Source organism: Hwanghaeella grinnelliae, from assembly GCF_004005845.1.
Taxonomy (GTDB): Bacteria; Pseudomonadota; Alphaproteobacteria; order UBA8366; family Aestuariispiraceae; genus Hwanghaeella; species Hwanghaeella grinnelliae.
Map to the genome: position 1 here is coordinate 708,836 of NZ_SADE01000002.1, position 18,953 is coordinate 727,788.

Sequence of the window (18,953 nt, forward strand, 5' to 3'; positions counted from 1 at the left end):
GGGAAAGCAAAGACCCGGTCTTAGTCGGCGCCTTTGATCATCCGACTCAACCGGTAAAGCGCATCGAGTGCCTCCCGCGGTGTCATCTCGTCCGGATCGAGACCTTCCAATACCTCTAGCGCCGGATTTGGGGGGGGCGCGGCGCTGCCATCGCCCGTCACGGCGGGTTTCGGCTGGGCGGCGGCCTGGAACAGGGGCAAATCGTCGATCAGGCGTGTCACTGCGCCTGACTGTTCGCCGCGTTCCAGGGTTTGAAGCACTTCTTCCGCACGTGCGACGACCGCAGCGGGAAGGCCCGCCAGGCGGGCGACGTGAATACCGTAGGACCGGTCCGCCGCCCCGGCCGCGACTTCGTGCAGGAAGACGACCTCACCCTGCCATTCCTTCACCCGCATGCAATGCGGCGCCAGTGCGGGCAATCGTTCCGCCAAGGCGGTCAGTTCATGATAGTGGGTCGCGAACAGGGCGCGTGATTTCGCGGTATCGTGCAGATGTTCGACGCAGGCCCAGGCGATGGACAGTCCGTCGAAGGTCGCCGTGCCGCGGCCGATTTCGTCCAGGATGACAAGCGAGCGTTCGGTGGCCTGATTGAGAATGGTGGCGGTTTCCACCATTTCCACCATGAAGGTGGATCGGCCGCGCGCCAGGTCGTCTGACGCGCCGACGCGGCTAAACAGGCGGTCGACGATGCCGATTTCCGCCTGCTCCGCCGGCACGAAACTGCCGGATTGGGCCAAGACGGCGATCAGGGCGTTCTGGCGCAGAAATGTACTCTTACCGGCCATGTTCGGCCCGGTCAGCAGCCATAGATTCCGGTCGCGCGACAGGTCGCAATCATTGGCGACGAAGGGTTGTTCGCCATCTCGGTTCAGGGCCGCCTCGACGACCGGGTGCCGTCCGCCGGTGATCCGGAAGCTGAGGTCGTCGGTCACTTTCGGGCGGGCATAGCGGCGTTCCTCGGCCAGATCGGCCAAGGCCGACGCCCAATCCAGGCCGGCCAATGCGGCGGCGGCCAGGGCAATTTCGGTTACCCGCGCCGTGACCTCTCCGATCAGGTCCTCGAACAGTTCCTGTTCCAGCGCCAGAGCCTTGTCGCCCGCTTCCGAAATCGACCGTGCCAGGTCGCCCAGTTCGGGGGACGAATACCGCATGGCGTTGGACATGGTCTGGCGGTGGATGAAGGCATCGCCCATGCGCGATGCGTGGCGCGCGGAAATCTCGATGAAATAGCCCAGCACATTGTTGTGCTTGATCTTCAGGGCCTCGATCCCGGTTTCCTGCCGGTAGCGCCCTTCAAGACCGGCGATCAGCTTGCGGCTGTGGTCGCGCAGGTTGCGGACCTCGTCCAAATGCGGCGCATAACCCGCCCGGATGAACCCGCCGTCGCGCGTAATCAACGGCGGGTCGTCCGCCAAGGCGCGGCTCAGCCTGTCGACCAGCACATCGTGGACGCCCAGGTCCTTATGCGCTTCGGTAAGCAGGGCGGGCAGGGACCCCGCCTTCTGCAGCAAATTCTTGATTCCGGCGGTCAGGCCCAACCCATCGCGGATGGCGGCCAGGTCCCGGGGGCCGCCGCGATCGACCGTGATGCGTGACAGGGCGCGTTCCAGGTCCGGCGCACCGCGCAGAACCTGGCGCAAATCGTCCCGCGCCCCGGCCTGTTCCAGGAAGAATCCGACCGCGTCATAGCGCGCGTCGATCTGCTGCCGGTCCGTCAGGGGGGCGGATAGGCGGTTCGCCAGCAACCGGGCGCCACCGCCGGTGACGGTGCGGTCGATGGTTTCCAGCAGACTGCCCGCGCGGTCGCCGGACAGGGTCCGTGTCAGTTCCAGGTTCCGCCGCGTCGCCTGGTCGATCTCCATGATCGCGCCGGCGCTCAGCTTCCGGGGCGGAGACAGGCGGGGGACCTTACCGACCTGTGTCAGGCGCACATAGTCCAACAAGGCGCCAGCCGCACTCAATTCCGCCCGTTCGTAATCCCCAAAAGCGTCCAGCGCAGCGACGCCGTATTGTTCCTTCAGCCGCTTCTCCGCGTTGACGGAATCGAACAGACTGTCCGATTGCACCGCCAATTCATCACGCCAGTCGGCGAACAGGTCGTACAGGTCCGGCCGGTCGGTCAGGCGTTTCGGCACCAGCAATTCGCCCGGGTGCACGCGCGAGAGGACGGCAGCGACAGAGCCTTCCTCGACCGATTGGACACGGAAATCCCCGGTCGAAACATCTAGCCAGGCAAGTGCCATCCCACGCCCGGCCATGGCCAGCGCGGCAAGGTAATTGTTGCTGCGCGCGTCCAGCAATGTGTCTTCCGTCAGGGTGCCCGGCGTCACGACACGGACCACGTCGCGGGCCACGACCGATTTTCCGCCACGCTTTTTCGCTTCCGCCGGATCCTCGGTCTGCTCACAGACGGCGACACGGAACCCCTTGCGGATCAGCCGCGACAGATAGGTCTCAGCGGCGTGCACCGGGACGCCGCACATGGGGATGTCCTGGCCGTCATGGTGCCCGCGCTTGGTCAAGGTGATGTCCAGCGCGGCGGCGGCCTGGACCGCGTCGTCAAAGAACAGCTCGTAGAAATCGCCCATCCGGTAAAACAACAGACAGTCCGGATTGGCCCCTTTGATGGAAAGATACTGTTCCATCATCGGCGTGACTTTTGCCGGCTTGGCCTGGGATGGCTTGTCCGTGCTTGTCTTGTCTATCGGTTGGTCTTGGGCGTCGGGCATGGTCTGAGGAGACTACACATTCAGTTCCGGTGTACAATTGAAGCCTGACTAAGAAGGCCTATGGGATGTCTATATCCGGCTCTACCGATCCAACGCGCATCTTGCAACCGGACGCCACCCTCGGCTTTATTGATTCAGCAAAACAAACCCAGAAAGTATTCGGAGAGGTTCCCCAAAATGGCAAGCGACCGCATTACAGATCAGGAGGCGTTGCAATTCCACGCTAGCGGAAGGCCGGGCAAAATCGAAATCACGCCGACCAAGCCGCTGACAACGCAGCGCGAACTGTCGCTGGCCTATTCCCCGGGCGTCGCAGTGCCTTGCCTGCGGATCGCCGAAGACCCCTCGGCGGCCTATGACTACACGGCGCGCGGAAACATGGTCGCGGTGATAACGAACGGAACAGCGGTCCTCGGCCTGGGCAATATCGGTGCGCTTGCGTCCAAACCGGTGATGGAAGGCAAGGCGGTGCTGTTCAAGCGCTTCGCCGATGTCGATTCCATCGATCTGGAACTGGACACTGAAGACGTGGACGAATTCGTGAACTGCGTCCGCTTCCTGGGACCGAGCTTCGGCGGCATTAATCTGGAAGACATCAAGGCGCCGGAATGCTTCATCATCGAACAGCGCCTGCGCGAAGTGATGAACATTCCCGTCTTCCACGACGACCAGCATGGCACCGCCATCATTGCTGCGGCCGGCCTGATCAACGCCCTGCACCTGACCGGTCGGAACATCCGTGACACCAAACTGGTCGTGAACGGCGCAGGCGCCGCGGCGATCGCTTGCGTCGAGCTGGTGAAGGCGATGGGTATGGGCGCCGACAATGTCATCATGTGCGACAGCAAGGGCGTCATCTATCAGGGCCGCGAAGAAGGCATGAACCAGTGGAAGTCGGCCCATGCGGCGGTGACCGACACCCGGTCGCTGCAGGAAGCCCTGGAGGGCGCCGACGTTTTCTTCGGCCTTTCGGTGAAAGGGGCGGTAACGCCCGCCATGGTCGGTGCGATGGCCGACAAGCCCATCATTTTCGCGATGGCCAATCCGGACCCTGAAATCACGCCGGACGAGGTGAAGACGGTCCGCCAGGACGCCATCGTCGCGACAGGGCGGTCGGACTATCCGAACCAGGTCAACAATGTGCTGGGTTTCCCTTATATATTCCGCGGCGCGCTCGACGTGCGCGCATCCACCATCAATGACGCGATGAAGATCGCCGCGGCGGAAGCCATCGCCGAACTGGCGCGCGAAGACGTGCCTGACGAAGTGGCGGCGGCTTACGGTGGGCGGCGCCTGCGCTATGGATCGGAATACATCATTCCCGTCCCCTTCGATCCACGCCTGATCGTCTCCGTGCCGGAAAAGGTCGCCCGCGCGGCGATGGATTCCGGCGTCGCGACCCGGCCGATCATTGATATCGAAACCTATCGGTCGGAATTGAAATCGCGGCTCGACCCGACAGCATCGATGCTGAACCTTATTTTCGACAAGGTCCGGTCCAATCCACGCCGTGTGATATTCGCCGAGGGGGAAGAGGAGCGCGCCATCCGCGCCGCGATTGCCTTCCGCAGCGAAGGATACGGCACGCCCGTCCTGATCGGCCGGGAAAACCGGATCGAGGATATGGTCGCCCAAATGGGCCTTGGTTCATTGGGCGGCATCGAAATCCAAAACGCCCGTGTCTCGCTTGAGAACAAGCGTTACACGGATTTCGTCTATAACCGGCTGCAGCGGAAAGGGTTTCTGTTCCGAGATTGCCAACGGATGGTGAACCAGGACCGCAACATCTTCGCCGCCTGCATGGTCGCGATGGGCGATGCGGACGCCATGGTCACCGGCCTGACGCGCAGTTTCTCGGTCTGTTACGAGGCGATTACCCAGATTATCGATCCGGTGCCGGGCGAACGCGTCATGGGATTGATGGTGGCGATCGTGCGGGGCAGAACGTATTTCATCGCGGATACGAATATCCACACGGTGCCGACGCCCGAGGAATTGGCCGATATCGCGGCGGAGGCGGCGGAGTATGCCCGCAAGATGGGGCATGAGCCGCGCGTTGCCTTCCTGTCTCATTCCACATTCGGGAATCCGATGCTCGAGAACGATGATCGCCTTCGCGAGGCGGTAAGCCTTCTGGATAAGCGCGAAGTCGATTTCGAATATGATGGCGAAATGTCGGCGACCGCGGCGCTCAACGCCGAACAGATGCGGGAACTGTATCCGTTCTGCCGCCTGTCCGGGGCCGCCAACGTGCTTGTCATGCCGGCGTTGCATTCCGCCCATATCAGCACCCGAATGCTGAAGGAAGTCGGTGGCGGCACGATCCTGGGGCCGATGCTGCGTGGCCTGACGAAATCGGCGCAAATCGTGCCCCTGGGCGCCAGCGTTAACGATTGCGTCAGCATCGCCGCGCTCGCGGGGTACGATTCAATCCGGTAAGGGGACGTCTTTCCAAAATCCGTAACCTTCGGCCTATATGTCTGATAGGTCGGACCAAGGCCCCGATATGTCTGTCTATAAGGGTCTGACTTTTATTGGCCCATGTGAAGTGGAACGGATGTGAACGAAACCTTCCTGACAGGATTGGCGATCGGTATCGGCGCGACGGCGCTTGTCGCCTGGATCGCGATGCGCAAGCGCGACGCCAAGGCACGCCGACGCCTGGGCGAGGTCCGGGATTCGTTGGACTCTGCCCAGATGTCGCTGAAGCAAGCGGCCCTGGAACACACGGCCGCCGAAGCCCTGGTCGAAAGCCTGCCGGCGCCCTTGTATCTGGTCGATGGGAACCTGCGCGTTCTGCGCGGCAATGCGGCGGGAACCGCCCTGATCGGCAAAGACATCAACGGACGCGAACTGTCGGATGGGTTCCGTCAGCCCGACCTTCTCGCGACCGTTGAGCAGGCCATCGAGTTGGGCAAAAGCAGAAGCATGCGGCTGGAACTGCCCGTCCCGGTCGAACGCGCCTATCTGGTTCAGATTGAACCGGTCAATCAGGTTGCCGCCGCGGAATTCGAGGAGTCGGAAACCCGGGGCTCACCGGCCGCGCTGATCATGATGTTGGACATTACGCCCGTGTTGCGGACCGAGCAGTTGCGCGCCGATTTCGTCGCCAATGTCAGTCATGAACTTCGCACCCCGTTAACAAGCCTGATCGGCTTCATCGAAACCCTGCGCGGCCCGGCCCGGGACGATCCAGAGGCCCAGGAACGGTTCCTCGGCATCATGCAGGAACAGGCTGATCGCATGTATCGGCTGATCTCAGACCTGTTATCCCTGTCCCGGATCGAGATGGAAGAACATAGCGTTCCGCGCGGCAAGGTGGATCTGCCGCTGGTTGCCCGGAAGGTCAGCGACGGTCTTGCCTTCAAACTACGTGACCGCCGCATGCAGGTGGAGATCGACGCGCCGGCGAACCTGCCCCCGGTTGCCGGCGACGAAGACCAGTTGACCCAGGTTCTGCAGAACCTGATCGACAACGCGATCAAATACGGCGAACCCGATACGAATGTGGAGGTCCGCGCCGTGACCAACGGGAATGCGGTTGAAATGAGCGTCCGCGACCACGGCCAGGGCATTCCGCGCGAACACCTGCCGCGCTTGACCGAACGTTTCTATCGGGTGGACGCGGCCCGGTCGCGTGAGATGGGCGGAACGGGCCTCGGTCTGGCGATCGTGAAGCATATCGTGAACCGGCACAGGGGTAAGATGACGATCACATCCAAACCGTCGGATGGGAGCACCTTTACGGTATCCTTGCCTGTTTGGAGAAAATGATCCTGAATTTACCCCTATCCTTTACATTTATTTCAAAAAACGACCTGATTTTCATAGACGAATATCTTTTTTATCGCGTCGCGCCGAATCCGGCCCCAATGCAATAAAACCGTAACAGAAAGTACATATGAAGGTCGCGCTGACGCTGTAAATGCGTGGGCTGAACGGCAGGTGATGTGACGACAATTCGTGGCGCGCCTACGCGAACAAGAGAAGTTGGAGCCGCATTTCCAAACCTGACCGCTCATAACCAGGCGCAACATCCACACAAAACTCTGGGGTCCACTCCATGAATCCTCTTCTTAAGACAGTCGCCATCACGGCGCTCGGCGTCGTCGCCCTTGCCGGCACCGCCCAAGCCCGCGACCAGATCCGCATCGTGGGTTCCTCCACGGTTTTCCCGTTCTCCACCGCGGTCGCCGAAAACTTCGGCAAGACCACCGACTTCAAGACGCCGGTCGTTGAATCCACCGGTTCCGGCGGCGGCCTGAAGCTGTTCTGCGGCGGCGTCGGTGTCGAGCATCCCGACATCACGAACGCGTCGCGCCGCATCAAGAAGTCCGAAGTCGAACTTTGCGGTAAGAACGGTGTCGCCGACATCGTCGAAATCAAGGTTGGTTATGACGGCATCGTCATCGGTAATGCCAAGTCCGCCGCGAACCTGAACATCACGAAGGAACAGATCTTCCTGGCGCTGGCCAAGGAGATCCCCGATGGCAATGGCAACATGATCCCGAACCCGAACAAGAAATGGAGCGACATTGATCCGTCGCTGCCGAACGCGGCGATCGAAGTTCTGGGCCCGCCCCCGACATCCGGTACCCGTGACGCGTTCTCCGAGCTGGCCATGGAAGGCGGCGCGAAGAAGATTGAATCGCTGGCCGCTCTTCGTAAGAAAGACAAGAAGGCGTTTAAAAACATCGCCCACGCGATCCGTGAGGACGGCGCCTATATCGAAGCCGGCGAGAACGACAACCTGATCGTCCAGAAGCTGGAAGCCAACCCGAACGCCTTTGGCATCTTCGGCTTCTCCTTCCTCGATCAGAATTCCGACAAGATCAAAGGCGCGGTTGTCGAAGGGTCCGAACCCACTTTCGAAGCCATTGCCGACGGCAAGTATCCGGTTTCCCGCTCGCTGTTCTTCTACGTCAAGAAGGCTCATATCGGCGTCATTCCGGGTATCGAGGAATACCTCGCCGAATTCACCAGCGAAAACGCCTGGGGCGATGAAGGATATCTGGCTGACAAGGGCCTGATTCCGATGCCGAAGGCTGAGCGTGAACAGTACAAAGGCGCGGCGAAGGGTCTGACCCCGCTCGTCTTCTAAAAGTCTTGGTGGCGTGAGGGCCGGCGCAACACGCACCGGCCCGGCGCTTCCACCGCGTATCCGAGGGGGCCGCGTGCCGGCTTCCTTCCTCTGGGGGTAAGTTCCCAATCCAATCGGACGTGTGTAACTGAACGGCACAGTTGTCGCCGGTAATGTCACAGATGGGTTTGGGTCTTCGGCCAAGTATAGTAACCGACGATAGTGTCGGTCGAATTCTGGCGAAGCACTGCGCAGGGTCCAACGGTATCGGACCTTTTACGATTGCGCGGCGAGTGGGGCAATAATGACCGTCTTAGCAGTAGTTCTGGCCGTCCTCGCGCTGGCCGTCGTCTGGTACAAAATGGGGCATGCCTACGCGATGGGGCAGGCCGGCGGTCACGCCCGGAACCTGCATTCCCGACCGGGATATTACGGAACCTACACCGCCTTGTGGTGCGCACTTCCCGCCTTCTTGCTGTTGGTGGTCTGGCTGGTGGCGCAAAGCCCGATCATCACCGGCATGGTGATTTCGGGCTTGCCGGAAGCGCAGCAATCGCTGCCGGAAAACGAGCTTGGTCTACTGATGAACGATATCAGGAATCTGGCCACCAGCGACTTTGCGCGTGAAACTGCAGACCCCGACACGCTGGCTGCCGCGGACCGGTATTCGTCGCTCAAGACCACAAGTTTCATCATCATGACGGTGCTGACCTTGTCTGTCGGTATTGTCGGCGGGTTCATGGCGCGTGCCCGGGTGATGCCGGGATTGCGGGCCCGAAATTCGGTAGAAAGAATGATCATGGTGCTGCTGATTGCGGCCTCTATGATCGCCATTCTCACCACAGTGGGAATTGTGCTGTCGCTGCTTTTCGAAAGTTGGCGCTTCTTCCTGCAAGTCCCGTTTCATGAATTTCTCTTCGGCCTGAAATGGTCGCCGCAGACGGCTTTGCGCGCGGATCAGGTCGGATCATCCGGTGCCTTCGGTGCGGTGCCGGTCTTTGCCGGTACGCTGCTGATCACGGTCATCGCCATGTGCGTCGCGGTGCCGGTAGGGCTGATGTCGGCGATCTATATGGCGGAATACGCGACGCCCAGGTTCCGTTCGGTGGTCAAGCCGATCCTGGAAATTCTGGCCGGCATCCCCACAGTTGTTTACGGCTTCTTCGCCGCCCTGACCGTCGCCCCCGTCATCCGGAGCCTGGGCGAATCGCTGGGCTTGGAAGTCGCATCGGAAAGTGCCTTGGCTGCGGGCCTGGTGATGGGTGTGATGATCATCCCCTTTGTTTCCAGCCTGTCGGACGATGTCATCACGGCCGTTCCCCGCTCTCTCCGCGAAGGGTCGTATGGCATGGGGGCGACGAAGTCGGAAACGATCCGGCTGGTCGTTCTGCCGGCCGCCCTGCCGGGGATCGTCGGGTCCATCCTGCTGGCTGTCAGCCGGGCCATTGGCGAAACCATGATTGTTGTAATGGCCGCGGGCCTCGCCGCGAACCTTACGGGCAACCCGTTTGCCGCGGTGACGACCGTGACGGTTCAAATCGTGACACTGCTGGTCGGCGACCAGGAATTCGACAGTCCCAAGACGCTGGCGGCCTTCGCGCTGGGGCTTGTGCTGTTCTTCATTACCTTGTGCCTGAACATCGTCGCGCTGCATGTCGTGCGCAAATATCGCGAGCAATATGACTGATCGAGACAATTCCAACCCACTGGGCCGACCCTTTGGAACGCAACACAGACGGATCCGGATCGAGAGAGCGAGACAATGGCTGAATTGACAGAACCGACGGCTGGAACCGTGTCCAAGGATGGCATTGCCGATGCCGTGCAACGGGGTTTGAAGAAGCGCTACAAAAGGGAAGCGCGATTCAAGTTCATGGGCCTCGCCGCCATCGGCTTCGCAATGCTTACCCTGGTGGTATTGTTCACAACGATCATCTCGTCAGGTATCGGCGCTTTCGTTCAGTCGAAGTTGACCCTCGACGTTACCTTTTCGGCGGAAGACATCGACGCCGGCGATATCGGGAATGGCAACTTCCGGAGTGTCGCATTCGATGCCTTGCGGAAGGAGTTTCCGAGCGTGCCGGGTGGCCGTCGCGGTCGTCCGTTGACCGAACTCTTGTCTTCGGGCGTGCCGTTCCACCTCAGGGAAATAGCGCTTGCCGATCCCAGCGTGGTGGGGACGACACGACAGGTTGAAGTCACGCTATCCGATGACGCGGACATTTTTCTGAAAGGCAAAATGACGGCGATTGAAGATGTGCCGGTAACCGGGACCGGCTCGGTCGTCGGGACGGAAGGGGAAATCAAAATCCTCTCCAGCGCGGATGATTTCACCCCCGTCCTGGCCGATGTGAAGAGGTCGCTTGGTAATCTGGCGAGTGCGCAGGAACGCGAAGTGAGCCGTGCGGAACGCCGACTGGGTCCGCTGGAAAGCGACCTGGCGGCCATGCAGGCCCGCTTGCAAAGCGCGACGGGCGATGCCGCAGCGGCAATCCAGGAACGTGTGGAAGGCCTGCAGAACGATATTGCCGCGGTCACTCAATTGCGGGATCAAGCCCAAGCGAAGGCGGAAGACTTGCGCAAGCGCGCCGCCAATCCGGGCGGGCCGGAACCGACCGACGATTCAATGCCAAGTTACCTCGTTGCGATCAATAATGGTCTGGTCAAAATCACCTCGGTCGACAATGCCCAGATCGTCGGCAAAACCATCGTGACCCTGGACCATGATGGCGACGTAAAAGGCGACGACTGGAAAATGATCAAGCTGGTCGTGCCGGAAGATTCGCGCCGTCTTACCGATAGTCAGATCGGTTGGCTTTGGACGTTGGAACAACGCGGTAAGACCGCGACGGTTTTCAATACGACGCTGTTCAGTTCGGGAGACAGCCGCGAGCCGGAACTGGCGGGCATTTGGGGTGCCGCTGTGGGGTCGTTCTGGACCTTGCTCGTTACGCTGTCTCTTTCCTTCCCGATCGGCGTGATGGCGGCGGTTTACCTTGAAGAATTCGCGCCCAAAAATCGCCTGACGGACATTATCGAAGTCAACATCAACAATCTGGCGGCGGTCCCTTCCATCGTTTTCGGTCTGTTGGGGTTGGCGTTGTTCCTGAACTTCTTCGGCCTGCCACGCTCGGCCCCGCTGGTTGGCGGCCTGGTGCTGACGCTGATGACCTTGCCCACGATCATTATCGCCAGCCGCGCGGCGTTGAAATCGGTGCCGCCGTCGATCCGCGAAGCCGCGCTGGGCATGGGGGCCAGCCGCTTGCAGGCGATGACCCATCATGTGTTGCCGCTGGCGCTGCCGGGTATGCTGACCGGCACGATTATCGGCATGGCCCAGGCGCTGGGCGAGACCGCGCCGCTGCTGATGATCGGTATGATCGCCTTCATCGTCGATATCCCGGGCGGCCCAACGGACCCGGCAACGGTACTGCCGGTTCAGATCTTCCTGTGGGCGGACGCCCCGGAACGCGCTTTCGTGGAACGGACATCGGCGGCGATCATGGTGCTGCTGGCCTTCCTGATCACGATGAACCTTTCCGCGGTATTGTTGCGGAAGAAATTCGAGACCCGGTGGTAATCGCCTGAGTTGAGCGCCGGGACAGAGAGATTTTCAACAGGCCGAGAAGCCTGGCTTTTTGAGAGGATGGACCAATGGCTGTAACCGAATCCGAAACGCAGGCGGCTGCCGCGTCACCGGAGCCGAAACCGGCAAAAATGAGAGGCCGGGGTGTCTGTGTCTACTATGGCGATAAACAGGCGCTGTTCGATGTGGATATCGACGTGGTCGAAAAACAGGTTACCTCGCTGATCGGGCCGTCGGGCTGCGGGAAGTCCACCTTCCTGCGCTGCTTGAACCGGATGAACGACGTCATCGACACCTGTAGTGTCACGGGGTCCATCACACTCGATACCGGTGATATCTACGACAAGTCGGTGGATGTCGTCCAACTGCGCGCCCGTGTCGGCATGGTGTTCCAGAAACCGAACCCGTTTCCAAAATCGATCTTCGAGAATGTGGCTTATGGCCCACGGATTCATGGCTTGGCAAAGGACAAGACCGATCTGGACAGGATCGTCGAGAGCAGCCTGCGCCGCGCCAGCATCTGGGAAGAGGTGAAGGACCGCCTCGATCAGCCGGGCACCGGCCTGTCGGGCGGTCAGCAGCAGCGCCTGTGTATCGCCCGGGCGATCGCGGTGGAGCCGGAGGTGATTCTGATGGACGAGCCCTGCTCGGCCCTGGACCCGATCGCGACAGCCAAGATCGAGGAACTGATTCACGAATTGCGGGAAAACTTCACCATCGCCATCGTGACACACTCGATGCAGCAGGCAGCCCGTGTAAGCCAAAAAACCGCGTTCTTCCATCTCGGGAATCTGATCGAATATGGGGAGACGGAAGAGCTCTTCACGAACCCGAAACACGAGAAGACGCAGGGCTACATTACCGGCCGGTTCGGCTGACCCGGCCGAAACGACCCTTTAGGAGACGGACATGACATCGGCTGATCAAAGCGACCATATCGTCAAGGCGTATGACGACGAATTCTCGCGCCTGCGCAAGATGTTCAGTCAGATGAGCGGTCTGGCGGAATCGCAGTTGGACGGCGCCTTGCGGGCGGTCGCCCGACGGGACGAGGAATTGGCGGCGGCGGTGCGCAACAAGGATCAGGAAATCGACGATCTGGAAACCGAGATCGATGCCCTGGTGGTGCGCATGCTGGCCTTGCGCCAACCGGTGGCGAACGACCTGCGTTTCATCGTCGCCATGCTGCGGATGTCGGCCGACATCGAACGGATGGGCGACTATGCCAAGAACATCGCCAAGCGTGTGCATGCCTTGGCGCAATTACCGGTCAGTTCGTCCAATCCCGTCACCCGCAGCGTCTCCACGCTGGGCCGACTGGTCCAAGCGATGTTGAAGGACGTCTTCGATGCCTGCACCGACGAAGATCTAAAAAAAGCGGTCGCGGTCTGGGAGGCGGATCAAGAAGTCGACGCGCTTTATACTAGTATTTTCAGGGAGTTGTTGACCTACATGATGGAAGACCCCCGGTTCATCACGGCCGGGACCCATCTGCTTTTCATCGCCAAGAATCTGGAACGGATAGGCGATCATGCAACGAATATTGCCGAGACCCTGCACTATCGGGTCGACGGTAAACGGTTGGGCGATTCCAGGCCGAAAGATGACGATACAAGCGTCATGGTCGTGGGCGGACCGGAGGACGGACCGCCTGGAGCCGCCTGAAAAGGCGGCGGCCCTATGGGCCTGGGACAAGTTAGAAAGTACGAACCTTGACGATGAAGCCACGCATTCTAATCATCGAAGACGAAACAGCCGTCGTGACCCTTCTGCGCTATAATCTGGAGCGGGAAGGGTTCGAGGTCGATGTGGCCCTGGATGGCCGGGAAGCCTTGATGGCGGTGGACGAGAACCCGCCGGACATCATTCTTCTCGACTGGATGCTGCCGGAGGTGACCGGGATCGAGGTCTGCCGGCAGCTACGCCGGAAGCCGGTCACCAAGTCGCTGCCGATCATCATGCTGACGGCCCGCGGCGAAGAGGCGGACAAGGTCAGAGGCCTCGATGCAGGCGCTGACGATTATGTCACCAAGCCGTTTTCACCGGCGGAATTGACCGCGCGCGTTCATGCCCTGTTGCGCCGTGCGCGTCCGGTTCTGGCCGATGAGCAACTCGCCGCGGCGGATATCAGCATGGATCTCGCCGCCCACCGGGTTCACCGGGATGGCACGGAAATCAAACTAGGCCCGACGGAATTTCGCCTATTGCGGCATTTCCTGGAATATCCGGGCCGTGTCTTCAGCCGCGAACAGTTGCTCGACGCGGTTTGGGGCCGGGACGTTTATGTGGAACCGCGCACCGTCGACGTTCATATCCGTCGCTTGCGCAAGGCCCTGAACGACGATGGCAAGCTGGACCTGATCCGCACCGTCCGCTCGGCCGGCTACGCCCTGGAACCCGAAGGGGGCTAGGGCCCGGCACTGACCAAGGCTGCCCGACTATTCGATTACCCGACCAGCGGCACGCCCGCGAACCATTGGTGGCCGTAGGCGAGGGCGGCATAGATCGCCAGGGCTAGAACCACGCGGGATAGGCCGATGCCGCGCCAGTCGAGACGCGTGCGGCGCTGCAGGATCGCCAGGAAGGGGATGACGCTTGTCGACAGCGCAATAGGTCCCCAAGCAGCGCCCATGGTGTGACGTCGGCGCATGTCGATATGGAAAATGCCGCCCGCCGCCAGGATCAGCATCCCGCCGAACAGGATGATGGAGGCAAGATCACCATTGGCGAGCAGATGCCCGATCGCCCAGACAATCACGCCGATAAGGAAGGGGTGCCGCGTCACGGTCAGAATACCGCCCAAGGGTTGGGGATCGTTCGCAAGCTTGTCGCCGCCGACGGCCGTCGGACTTTTGGTCGTCACACCGACCACGACGAAAAATACACCGATCAGGACCAGCAGAAAGGTCAAATGGCGCATGCCGGGCGGTGGGGTCCAAACATCCATATAGGGCGCGGCGCCGAAAGCAGCGATGGTCCAAAAAAGGGCAAGGGCGGCCAGGCTGGAATAGACGATCCTGAAGGGGCCTTCGCCGATACTGCCGATCAGCGCGCTGCGTACAGGCAGGCTGGACAGTATGAAATGGCCCAGAACGAAGGAACCCGTCGCGGAGGCCAAAGCCTCTATCGTCCCCGTCAAAATAGACATATCCGCATCCCCGACCCGTTCCTGCCTTGAGATCAACATAGGGATGCGGGACGCCGCATGCCAGACCCGAAACGGCATCCAACGAGCCTAACCGGTTCCGCCTCGCGGCTTTCACGCTGAATGGACAGGCGACCCTGCCGCAGGCATAGTCCCGCCGATGTCGCTTTTGGCCAGTTTTCGGCGCCTGTTATCCTTCGGCGGGGCGTCTCGCCCGACAACGGAGGAGTTCCAGCGTGTGATCCTGACGCATATTTCGATGCAGGGACCCTTGCTTCTGGTCGAGATCGGCCGGAAATCGTTTCCGACGCTCGAAGAAGATATGCGCCGATACGGGCTTGTTGAAGCGGCCCAAATTCTGGTTAACCGTAGCGAGATCACGGCAAGACGAAACGGTGCCCCGGTCGACCCGGTCACTTGCGACTGGGCGGATGTGACGGTCGCCAAGTATTAGGGACCTAGATTTGGCCTAGGACCCGCAACCGAGCCGGACCTCGATGCCGGCCAACTGAATTGGATAAGGTGTTTCGACGATGTCGACAGACGATGACCACAAACTGGACCCGGTGGCGGTCGAAATCCTCGCCTATCTGGGGGAAGCGCCGCCGAACAAACCGGTCAGTGCCGAACATGTCGCCCGCAGCATGAGCGACAAGGCAGCGAAAGCGACGACCCAGCCGGCAACCGGAAAAGCCAATCCCAATGCCTGGCGCCGGTATTTTCAAGCGGTGAAGAACCAGGCCTTTCATCTCGCCCGGATCGGACGGATCGAAATTACACGGAAAGGGCAGCCGGTTGCTCCGGACGACCTTAAAGGGCTGTCCGGTGTGTGGCGCATGCGCCTTCCGGGGCCGCCGGAATCCTGACGCCGCGGCCCACCTGTTTCGCCCCCCTTCGGGATACACGCCCAGATGTCTTCCAATGCAAATGACGGCGGTGCCGTTGCCGCTGCCATGCCGACGAAAGGCGGAAACAAGGAGCTTTATCTCCTTGGCATTTCCTTTTGTACGCTTTGGAGCTCCGCTTTCATCGCGGCGAAATTCGGCCTGACCGCCGCGCCGCCCCTGGCCCAATTAACGGTCCGGTTTCTGTTCGCGGGCGCGTTGCTTTGGGCCGGCATGCTGATTTTGGGCAAGAAATGGCCGGCTGACAGGCGGGACTTGGTAACGGGCATCGCGCTTGGCGTATTGAACAACTCCGCCTATCTCGGTCTGTTTTATATCGCAATGCAGTCGATCACGGCAGGGCTGGCCGCGCTGATCGCCGCCTTGACGCCTTTGGCGACGGTCTTCCTGGCGCAACCGCTGTTGGGGGAAAAGATCACGAAACGGGCCCTGATGGGCGTCGCTCTTGGCCTTGCCGGGGCTGCGATCGTGTTGCGCGAGCGTGTCGGGTCGGGCGCGGATGACATGGTGGGCGTTGTCCTGGGGGGCATCGCCATGCTGTGTCTGACCTCGGGAACGATCCTCTATCGCAAACGTGGAAGTCATTCGGACCCCTTCGTCATGGTAACCGTTCAGACCATCACATCCGGCCTTGTTCTGATTCCGTTTTCCCTCGCGATGGAGGATTGGGGCAGCATTCAATTGAATACGACCTTTTTTCTGTCGGTCGCGTACCTTTCCATCATGCTATCGGTGGTCGCGCTGTTGATCTGGTTCCGGATGATCCGTATCGCGGGCGCCAGTCGAGCCAGCGCCTTTCACTTTTTGAACCCTGGCCTTGGGATGTTGTTCGCTTTTCTGATTCTGGGAGAGCCGCTTAGCCTGATTGACCTGGCGGGCCTGGTGCCGATCGTTTTCGGAATTATCCTGGTGACCTGGGTGCCGGCCGGACGGAAAGCGATGAAGAGCCCTGTTTAAGCCTTTGCGATGGTGTTATCGAGCAGGGGGCTGCGCCGGGGTTTGACCGGGATGTAGCAAATCGCCGAGGTGCCGCCGGTCGATGACCCGCCGAGCACGATCCGCCCGCCATGCAATTCGATCAGGCTTTTCGACAGCGCCAGACCCAACCCGGCGCCGGACTGTTTCGTGCCGCTTGATGCTTGCACGAAACTTTCGAAGACACGTTCGCGATCTTCTTCCGAAATACCGCCGCCGGTATCTTCGATGACGACCCGAATTTCCGGAGTATCGGCTTGTGGCGGAAGCACGCGCACCTCCACCGTCCCGCCTTCCGGCGTGAACTTGATTGCGTTGCCGAGCAAGTTGGACAAAACCTGCCGAATACGCGCGGTGTCGCAAGCAGCCAAAAGCGGCTTCGGTCCCTGGTCCAGGGAAATGGCGATCGACTTTTCCTCGGCCACGCCGCGGGTTGATTGCGTGAGGTCCGCTACGATCGTGGCAACGTCGACTTCCTGAATGTCCAATTGCATGAAGCCGGCTTGAATGGTCGCAAGGTCGAGGATGTCGCCGACCATCCGCGCAAGATGCTGCGATGCTTCCAACACATTTGAAACATAGTCGGTCTGTTTGGTGTTGAGTTCACCAGCCAAGCCACTTTGCAATATTTCAGTAAAGCCTATTATGGTGTTCAAGGGCGTTCGCAATTCATAGGACATGTTGGATATGAAACGCGACTTCAGAAGATCCGCGTTCTCCAACGCCGCATTACGTTCCTCCAACGCGCGTTGGACACGCAAACTGTCGGTGACGTCCAGGTACAACATCAGGCATTGTCCATCGGGTAAGGGCACCTCCACCCGGTCCACGATCCGGTCGTCAGCGAACTCATAACGCCCCGCATCTGGCTTTGGCTCGGTGATCGCCAAGATCGTACTACGCTTGAATTCTTCCCAATCCGCTGCATGGGGGATAAGGGGTCGAACCTTCTCTAGAAGTTGGGATACGTGCGGCGACCCTTTCAGGTCGGCATCGCTCAAACGCCAGATTTCCTGATAGGCGCGGTTATGCAGGCGTAGGCGACCGTCGCGACTGAACACGGCGAACCCTTCGTACAAATTGTTCAAGGTGGCCTGTTGAACCTGGGTCAGGGTGTTGTAGGACCGTTCCAATGCAAGCCGGTCGGTCACGTCTTCGAACTGGAAAAACAAACCGCCCTTCGGGTGCGGGGAAATCAACAACCTGATCGATCGCTCGTCAGGCAGATGCATCAGTTCTTCGCGTGTTTCCACGACGGATGTAAACAATTCCACCCGCGCACGAAGTTCCGCACGCTGATCGATTGTTTCCGGCATTTGCCGACGGTCGTAAAGAATACCGACGACTTCTTCGAAACCTGGCTGTGAGTCGAGGAATTCCGTTTCCAATCCCCAAAGCCGGGCATAGGCGGAGTTATAGAAATTCAATCGGCGGTCCGGGCCGAATATCGCAACGGCGGTCAACAGGTTCTCAAGGATCGCATCCTGTGCCGCGACATTCTCCGCCAGCGAGGTTTGCATCGCTTCCAAGCTGGTTTGGTTTTCGCCAAAACCGATGATGGTGCCGTCGTCGTCCAGGCGTTGCTCGACGAAATCGTATAACTGACGGGTGCCGTTGATCACCACATGGTGGCTTTCCGACTGCGGTGTTGATCGGCTCAAGGCCCGACGTGCCAGGGCGGTTCCTTCCTCGCCCACCAAGCCGATCATCAAATCGCGATTGGTTCCCGGAATAGCGACGCTACCTTCAAGCCCGATTGCCGTAGCATAAACTTTGTTGCCGCCATCGACCTTCATTGTCACCGGGTTGCGCCACCAGACCGGCAAAGGCAGCGCGTCCAGGATCTTTCCAATTCGAATTCGGTCCTTGTGGGCAGCGCGTGCGTCGTTCCGGGCTGCGATCTCGGCATCTCTGTCGTCGAACCGCAGCATGACGCCGCCACCCAATGGGAAGCCGGTCAATCTGACCTCGGACTTTTGTGGGCCAGCCTGCACGTCCTCCTTCAATCCGGCGCCGGTTCGGCGCAGGGCTTCCAGCAAGGCATGTAATGTCTTGCCCTGCGCCTCCAACTCCGGCGCGGACAGGCAGGAACAAAGATCCATCAGCGTATCGAAGCGGTCCCGCTGCAACAGGCGGGCCGCCGCGGCATTCGCCTCGATATGGTTGTCCATTATGATAATGGCCGGGGACGGCTCGCTGACGAGAAAGCGGCCCATGGAGATTAATCGGCGCTGCCGCCACCATGCGACTGAAAACCCGACGATGCCTCCCAGCACGATGCAGGCCAAGGCCGCAATGGTGAAGTCCCCCGACATTCAGGCTGCGCTTTCCCCAACGCCTTTCGGCATTCGTTTCCCCCGTTTGTACGCCCCCACGGAGTTCAATAATGCAATGTTAAGGCTGCGCCGGACAGGCTGACAAGCGGGCAGGGCGTTTCGACCGGTCCCTGCAAAGAAACACGGCCGGAATAAATCCGGCCGTGTCGAGGCATTGCAATGTGAGGTGCTGGGGAAGAATTGTCCGAAATTCTTCC

General features: G+C 60.3%; 13 protein-coding genes and 2 pseudogenes. 12 read left to right on the forward strand and 3 right to left on the reverse strand.

The genetic code is table 11. From position 1 onward, the window contains the following. Positions 1–20: 20 nt before the first annotated feature. Positions 21–2,729, reverse strand: coding sequence for a DNA mismatch repair protein MutS (gene mutS / locus EOI86_RS13970; protein WP_420810091.1), 2,709 nt, complete (start codon positions 2,727–2,729; stop codon positions 21–23). Between the two features lie 177 nt (positions 2,730–2,906). Here mutS and EOI86_RS13975 point away from each other — a divergent pair, with 177 nt between their 5' ends. From EOI86_RS13975 to phoB, 9 genes and pseudogenes are all read left to right on the forward strand, one after another. Continuing rightward, complete coding sequence (locus EOI86_RS13975; RefSeq protein WP_127765792.1) at positions 2,907–5,168, forward strand: NADP-dependent malic enzyme; 2,262 nt, start codon at positions 2,907–2,909, stop codon at positions 5,166–5,168. A 120-nt stretch (positions 5,169–5,288) separates the two neighbouring features. Further along, complete coding sequence (locus tag EOI86_RS13980; protein ID WP_127765793.1) at positions 5,289–6,503, forward strand: ATP-binding protein; 1,215 nt, start codon at positions 5,289–5,291, stop codon at positions 6,501–6,503. Positions 6,504–6,792: 289 nt separating this feature from the next. Beyond that, a complete protein-coding gene (locus EOI86_RS13985; protein WP_127765794.1) occupies positions 6,793–7,830 on the forward strand; it encodes a PstS family phosphate ABC transporter substrate-binding protein in 1,038 nt (345 codons plus the stop codon). A gap of 283 nt (positions 7,831–8,113) precedes the next feature. Then, positions 8,114–9,496, forward strand: coding sequence for a phosphate ABC transporter permease subunit PstC (gene pstC / locus EOI86_RS13990; protein WP_127765795.1), 1,383 nt, complete (start codon positions 8,114–8,116; stop codon positions 9,494–9,496). Between the two features lie 75 nt (positions 9,497–9,571). Continuing rightward, a pseudogene (locus EOI86_RS24955) lies at positions 9,572–10,042 on the forward strand (DUF3333 domain-containing protein); the annotation flags it as partial. 543 nt (positions 10,043–10,585) lie between these two features. Then, positions 10,586–11,389 (forward strand): annotated as a pseudogene (gene pstA, locus EOI86_RS24960) (phosphate ABC transporter permease PstA); the annotation flags it as partial. A 74-nt stretch (positions 11,390–11,463) separates the two neighbouring features. Further along, positions 11,464–12,273, forward strand: a complete 810-nt coding sequence (pstB, locus tag EOI86_RS14000; protein ID WP_127765797.1) for a phosphate ABC transporter ATP-binding protein PstB — start codon at positions 11,464–11,466, stop codon at positions 12,271–12,273. Between the two features lie 31 nt (positions 12,274–12,304). Continuing rightward, positions 12,305–13,060, forward strand: coding sequence for a phosphate signaling complex protein PhoU (phoU, locus tag EOI86_RS14005; protein WP_127765798.1), 756 nt, complete (start codon positions 12,305–12,307; stop codon positions 13,058–13,060). 53 nt (positions 13,061–13,113) lie between these two features. Further along, positions 13,114–13,806 carry a phosphate regulon transcriptional regulator PhoB gene (phoB, locus tag EOI86_RS14010; RefSeq protein ID WP_127765799.1) on the forward strand — a complete coding sequence of 231 codons (693 nt, stop codon included), beginning with the start codon at positions 13,114–13,116 and terminating at the stop codon, positions 13,804–13,806. Between the two features lie 35 nt (positions 13,807–13,841). Here phoB and EOI86_RS14015 read toward each other — a convergent pair whose 3' ends face one another. Beyond that, a complete protein-coding gene (locus EOI86_RS14015; protein WP_161973834.1) occupies positions 13,842–14,543 on the reverse strand; it encodes an NnrU family protein in 702 nt (233 codons plus the stop codon). Positions 14,544–14,700: 157 nt separating this feature from the next. On the opposite strand from EOI86_RS14015, the gene EOI86_RS14020 reads away from it, so the two are divergent. The 3 genes from EOI86_RS14020 (at position 14,701) to EOI86_RS14030 (ending at position 16,402) form a co-directional block, all read left to right on the forward strand. Beyond that, on the forward strand, positions 14,701–14,994 hold the full coding sequence (locus EOI86_RS14020) for a hypothetical protein (RefSeq protein WP_127765801.1): 294 nt from the start codon (positions 14,701–14,703) through the stop codon (positions 14,992–14,994). A gap of 79 nt (positions 14,995–15,073) precedes the next feature. Continuing rightward, positions 15,074–15,406: a DUF3253 domain-containing protein gene (locus tag EOI86_RS14025; protein WP_127765802.1), complete on the forward strand. Its 333-nt coding sequence runs from the start codon at positions 15,074–15,076 to the stop codon at positions 15,404–15,406. Between the two features lie 45 nt (positions 15,407–15,451). Then, complete coding sequence (locus EOI86_RS14030) at positions 15,452–16,402, forward strand: DMT family transporter (protein WP_127765803.1); 951 nt, start codon at positions 15,452–15,454, stop codon at positions 16,400–16,402. On the opposite strand, the gene EOI86_RS14035 is transcribed toward EOI86_RS14030, so the two are convergent. Continuing rightward, on the reverse strand, positions 16,399–18,735 hold the full coding sequence (locus EOI86_RS14035; protein WP_127765804.1) for a sensor histidine kinase: 2,337 nt from the start codon (positions 18,733–18,735) through the stop codon (positions 16,399–16,401). The genes EOI86_RS14030 and EOI86_RS14035 overlap by 4 nt on opposite strands. Between the last annotated feature and the right edge of the window lie 218 nt (positions 18,736–18,953).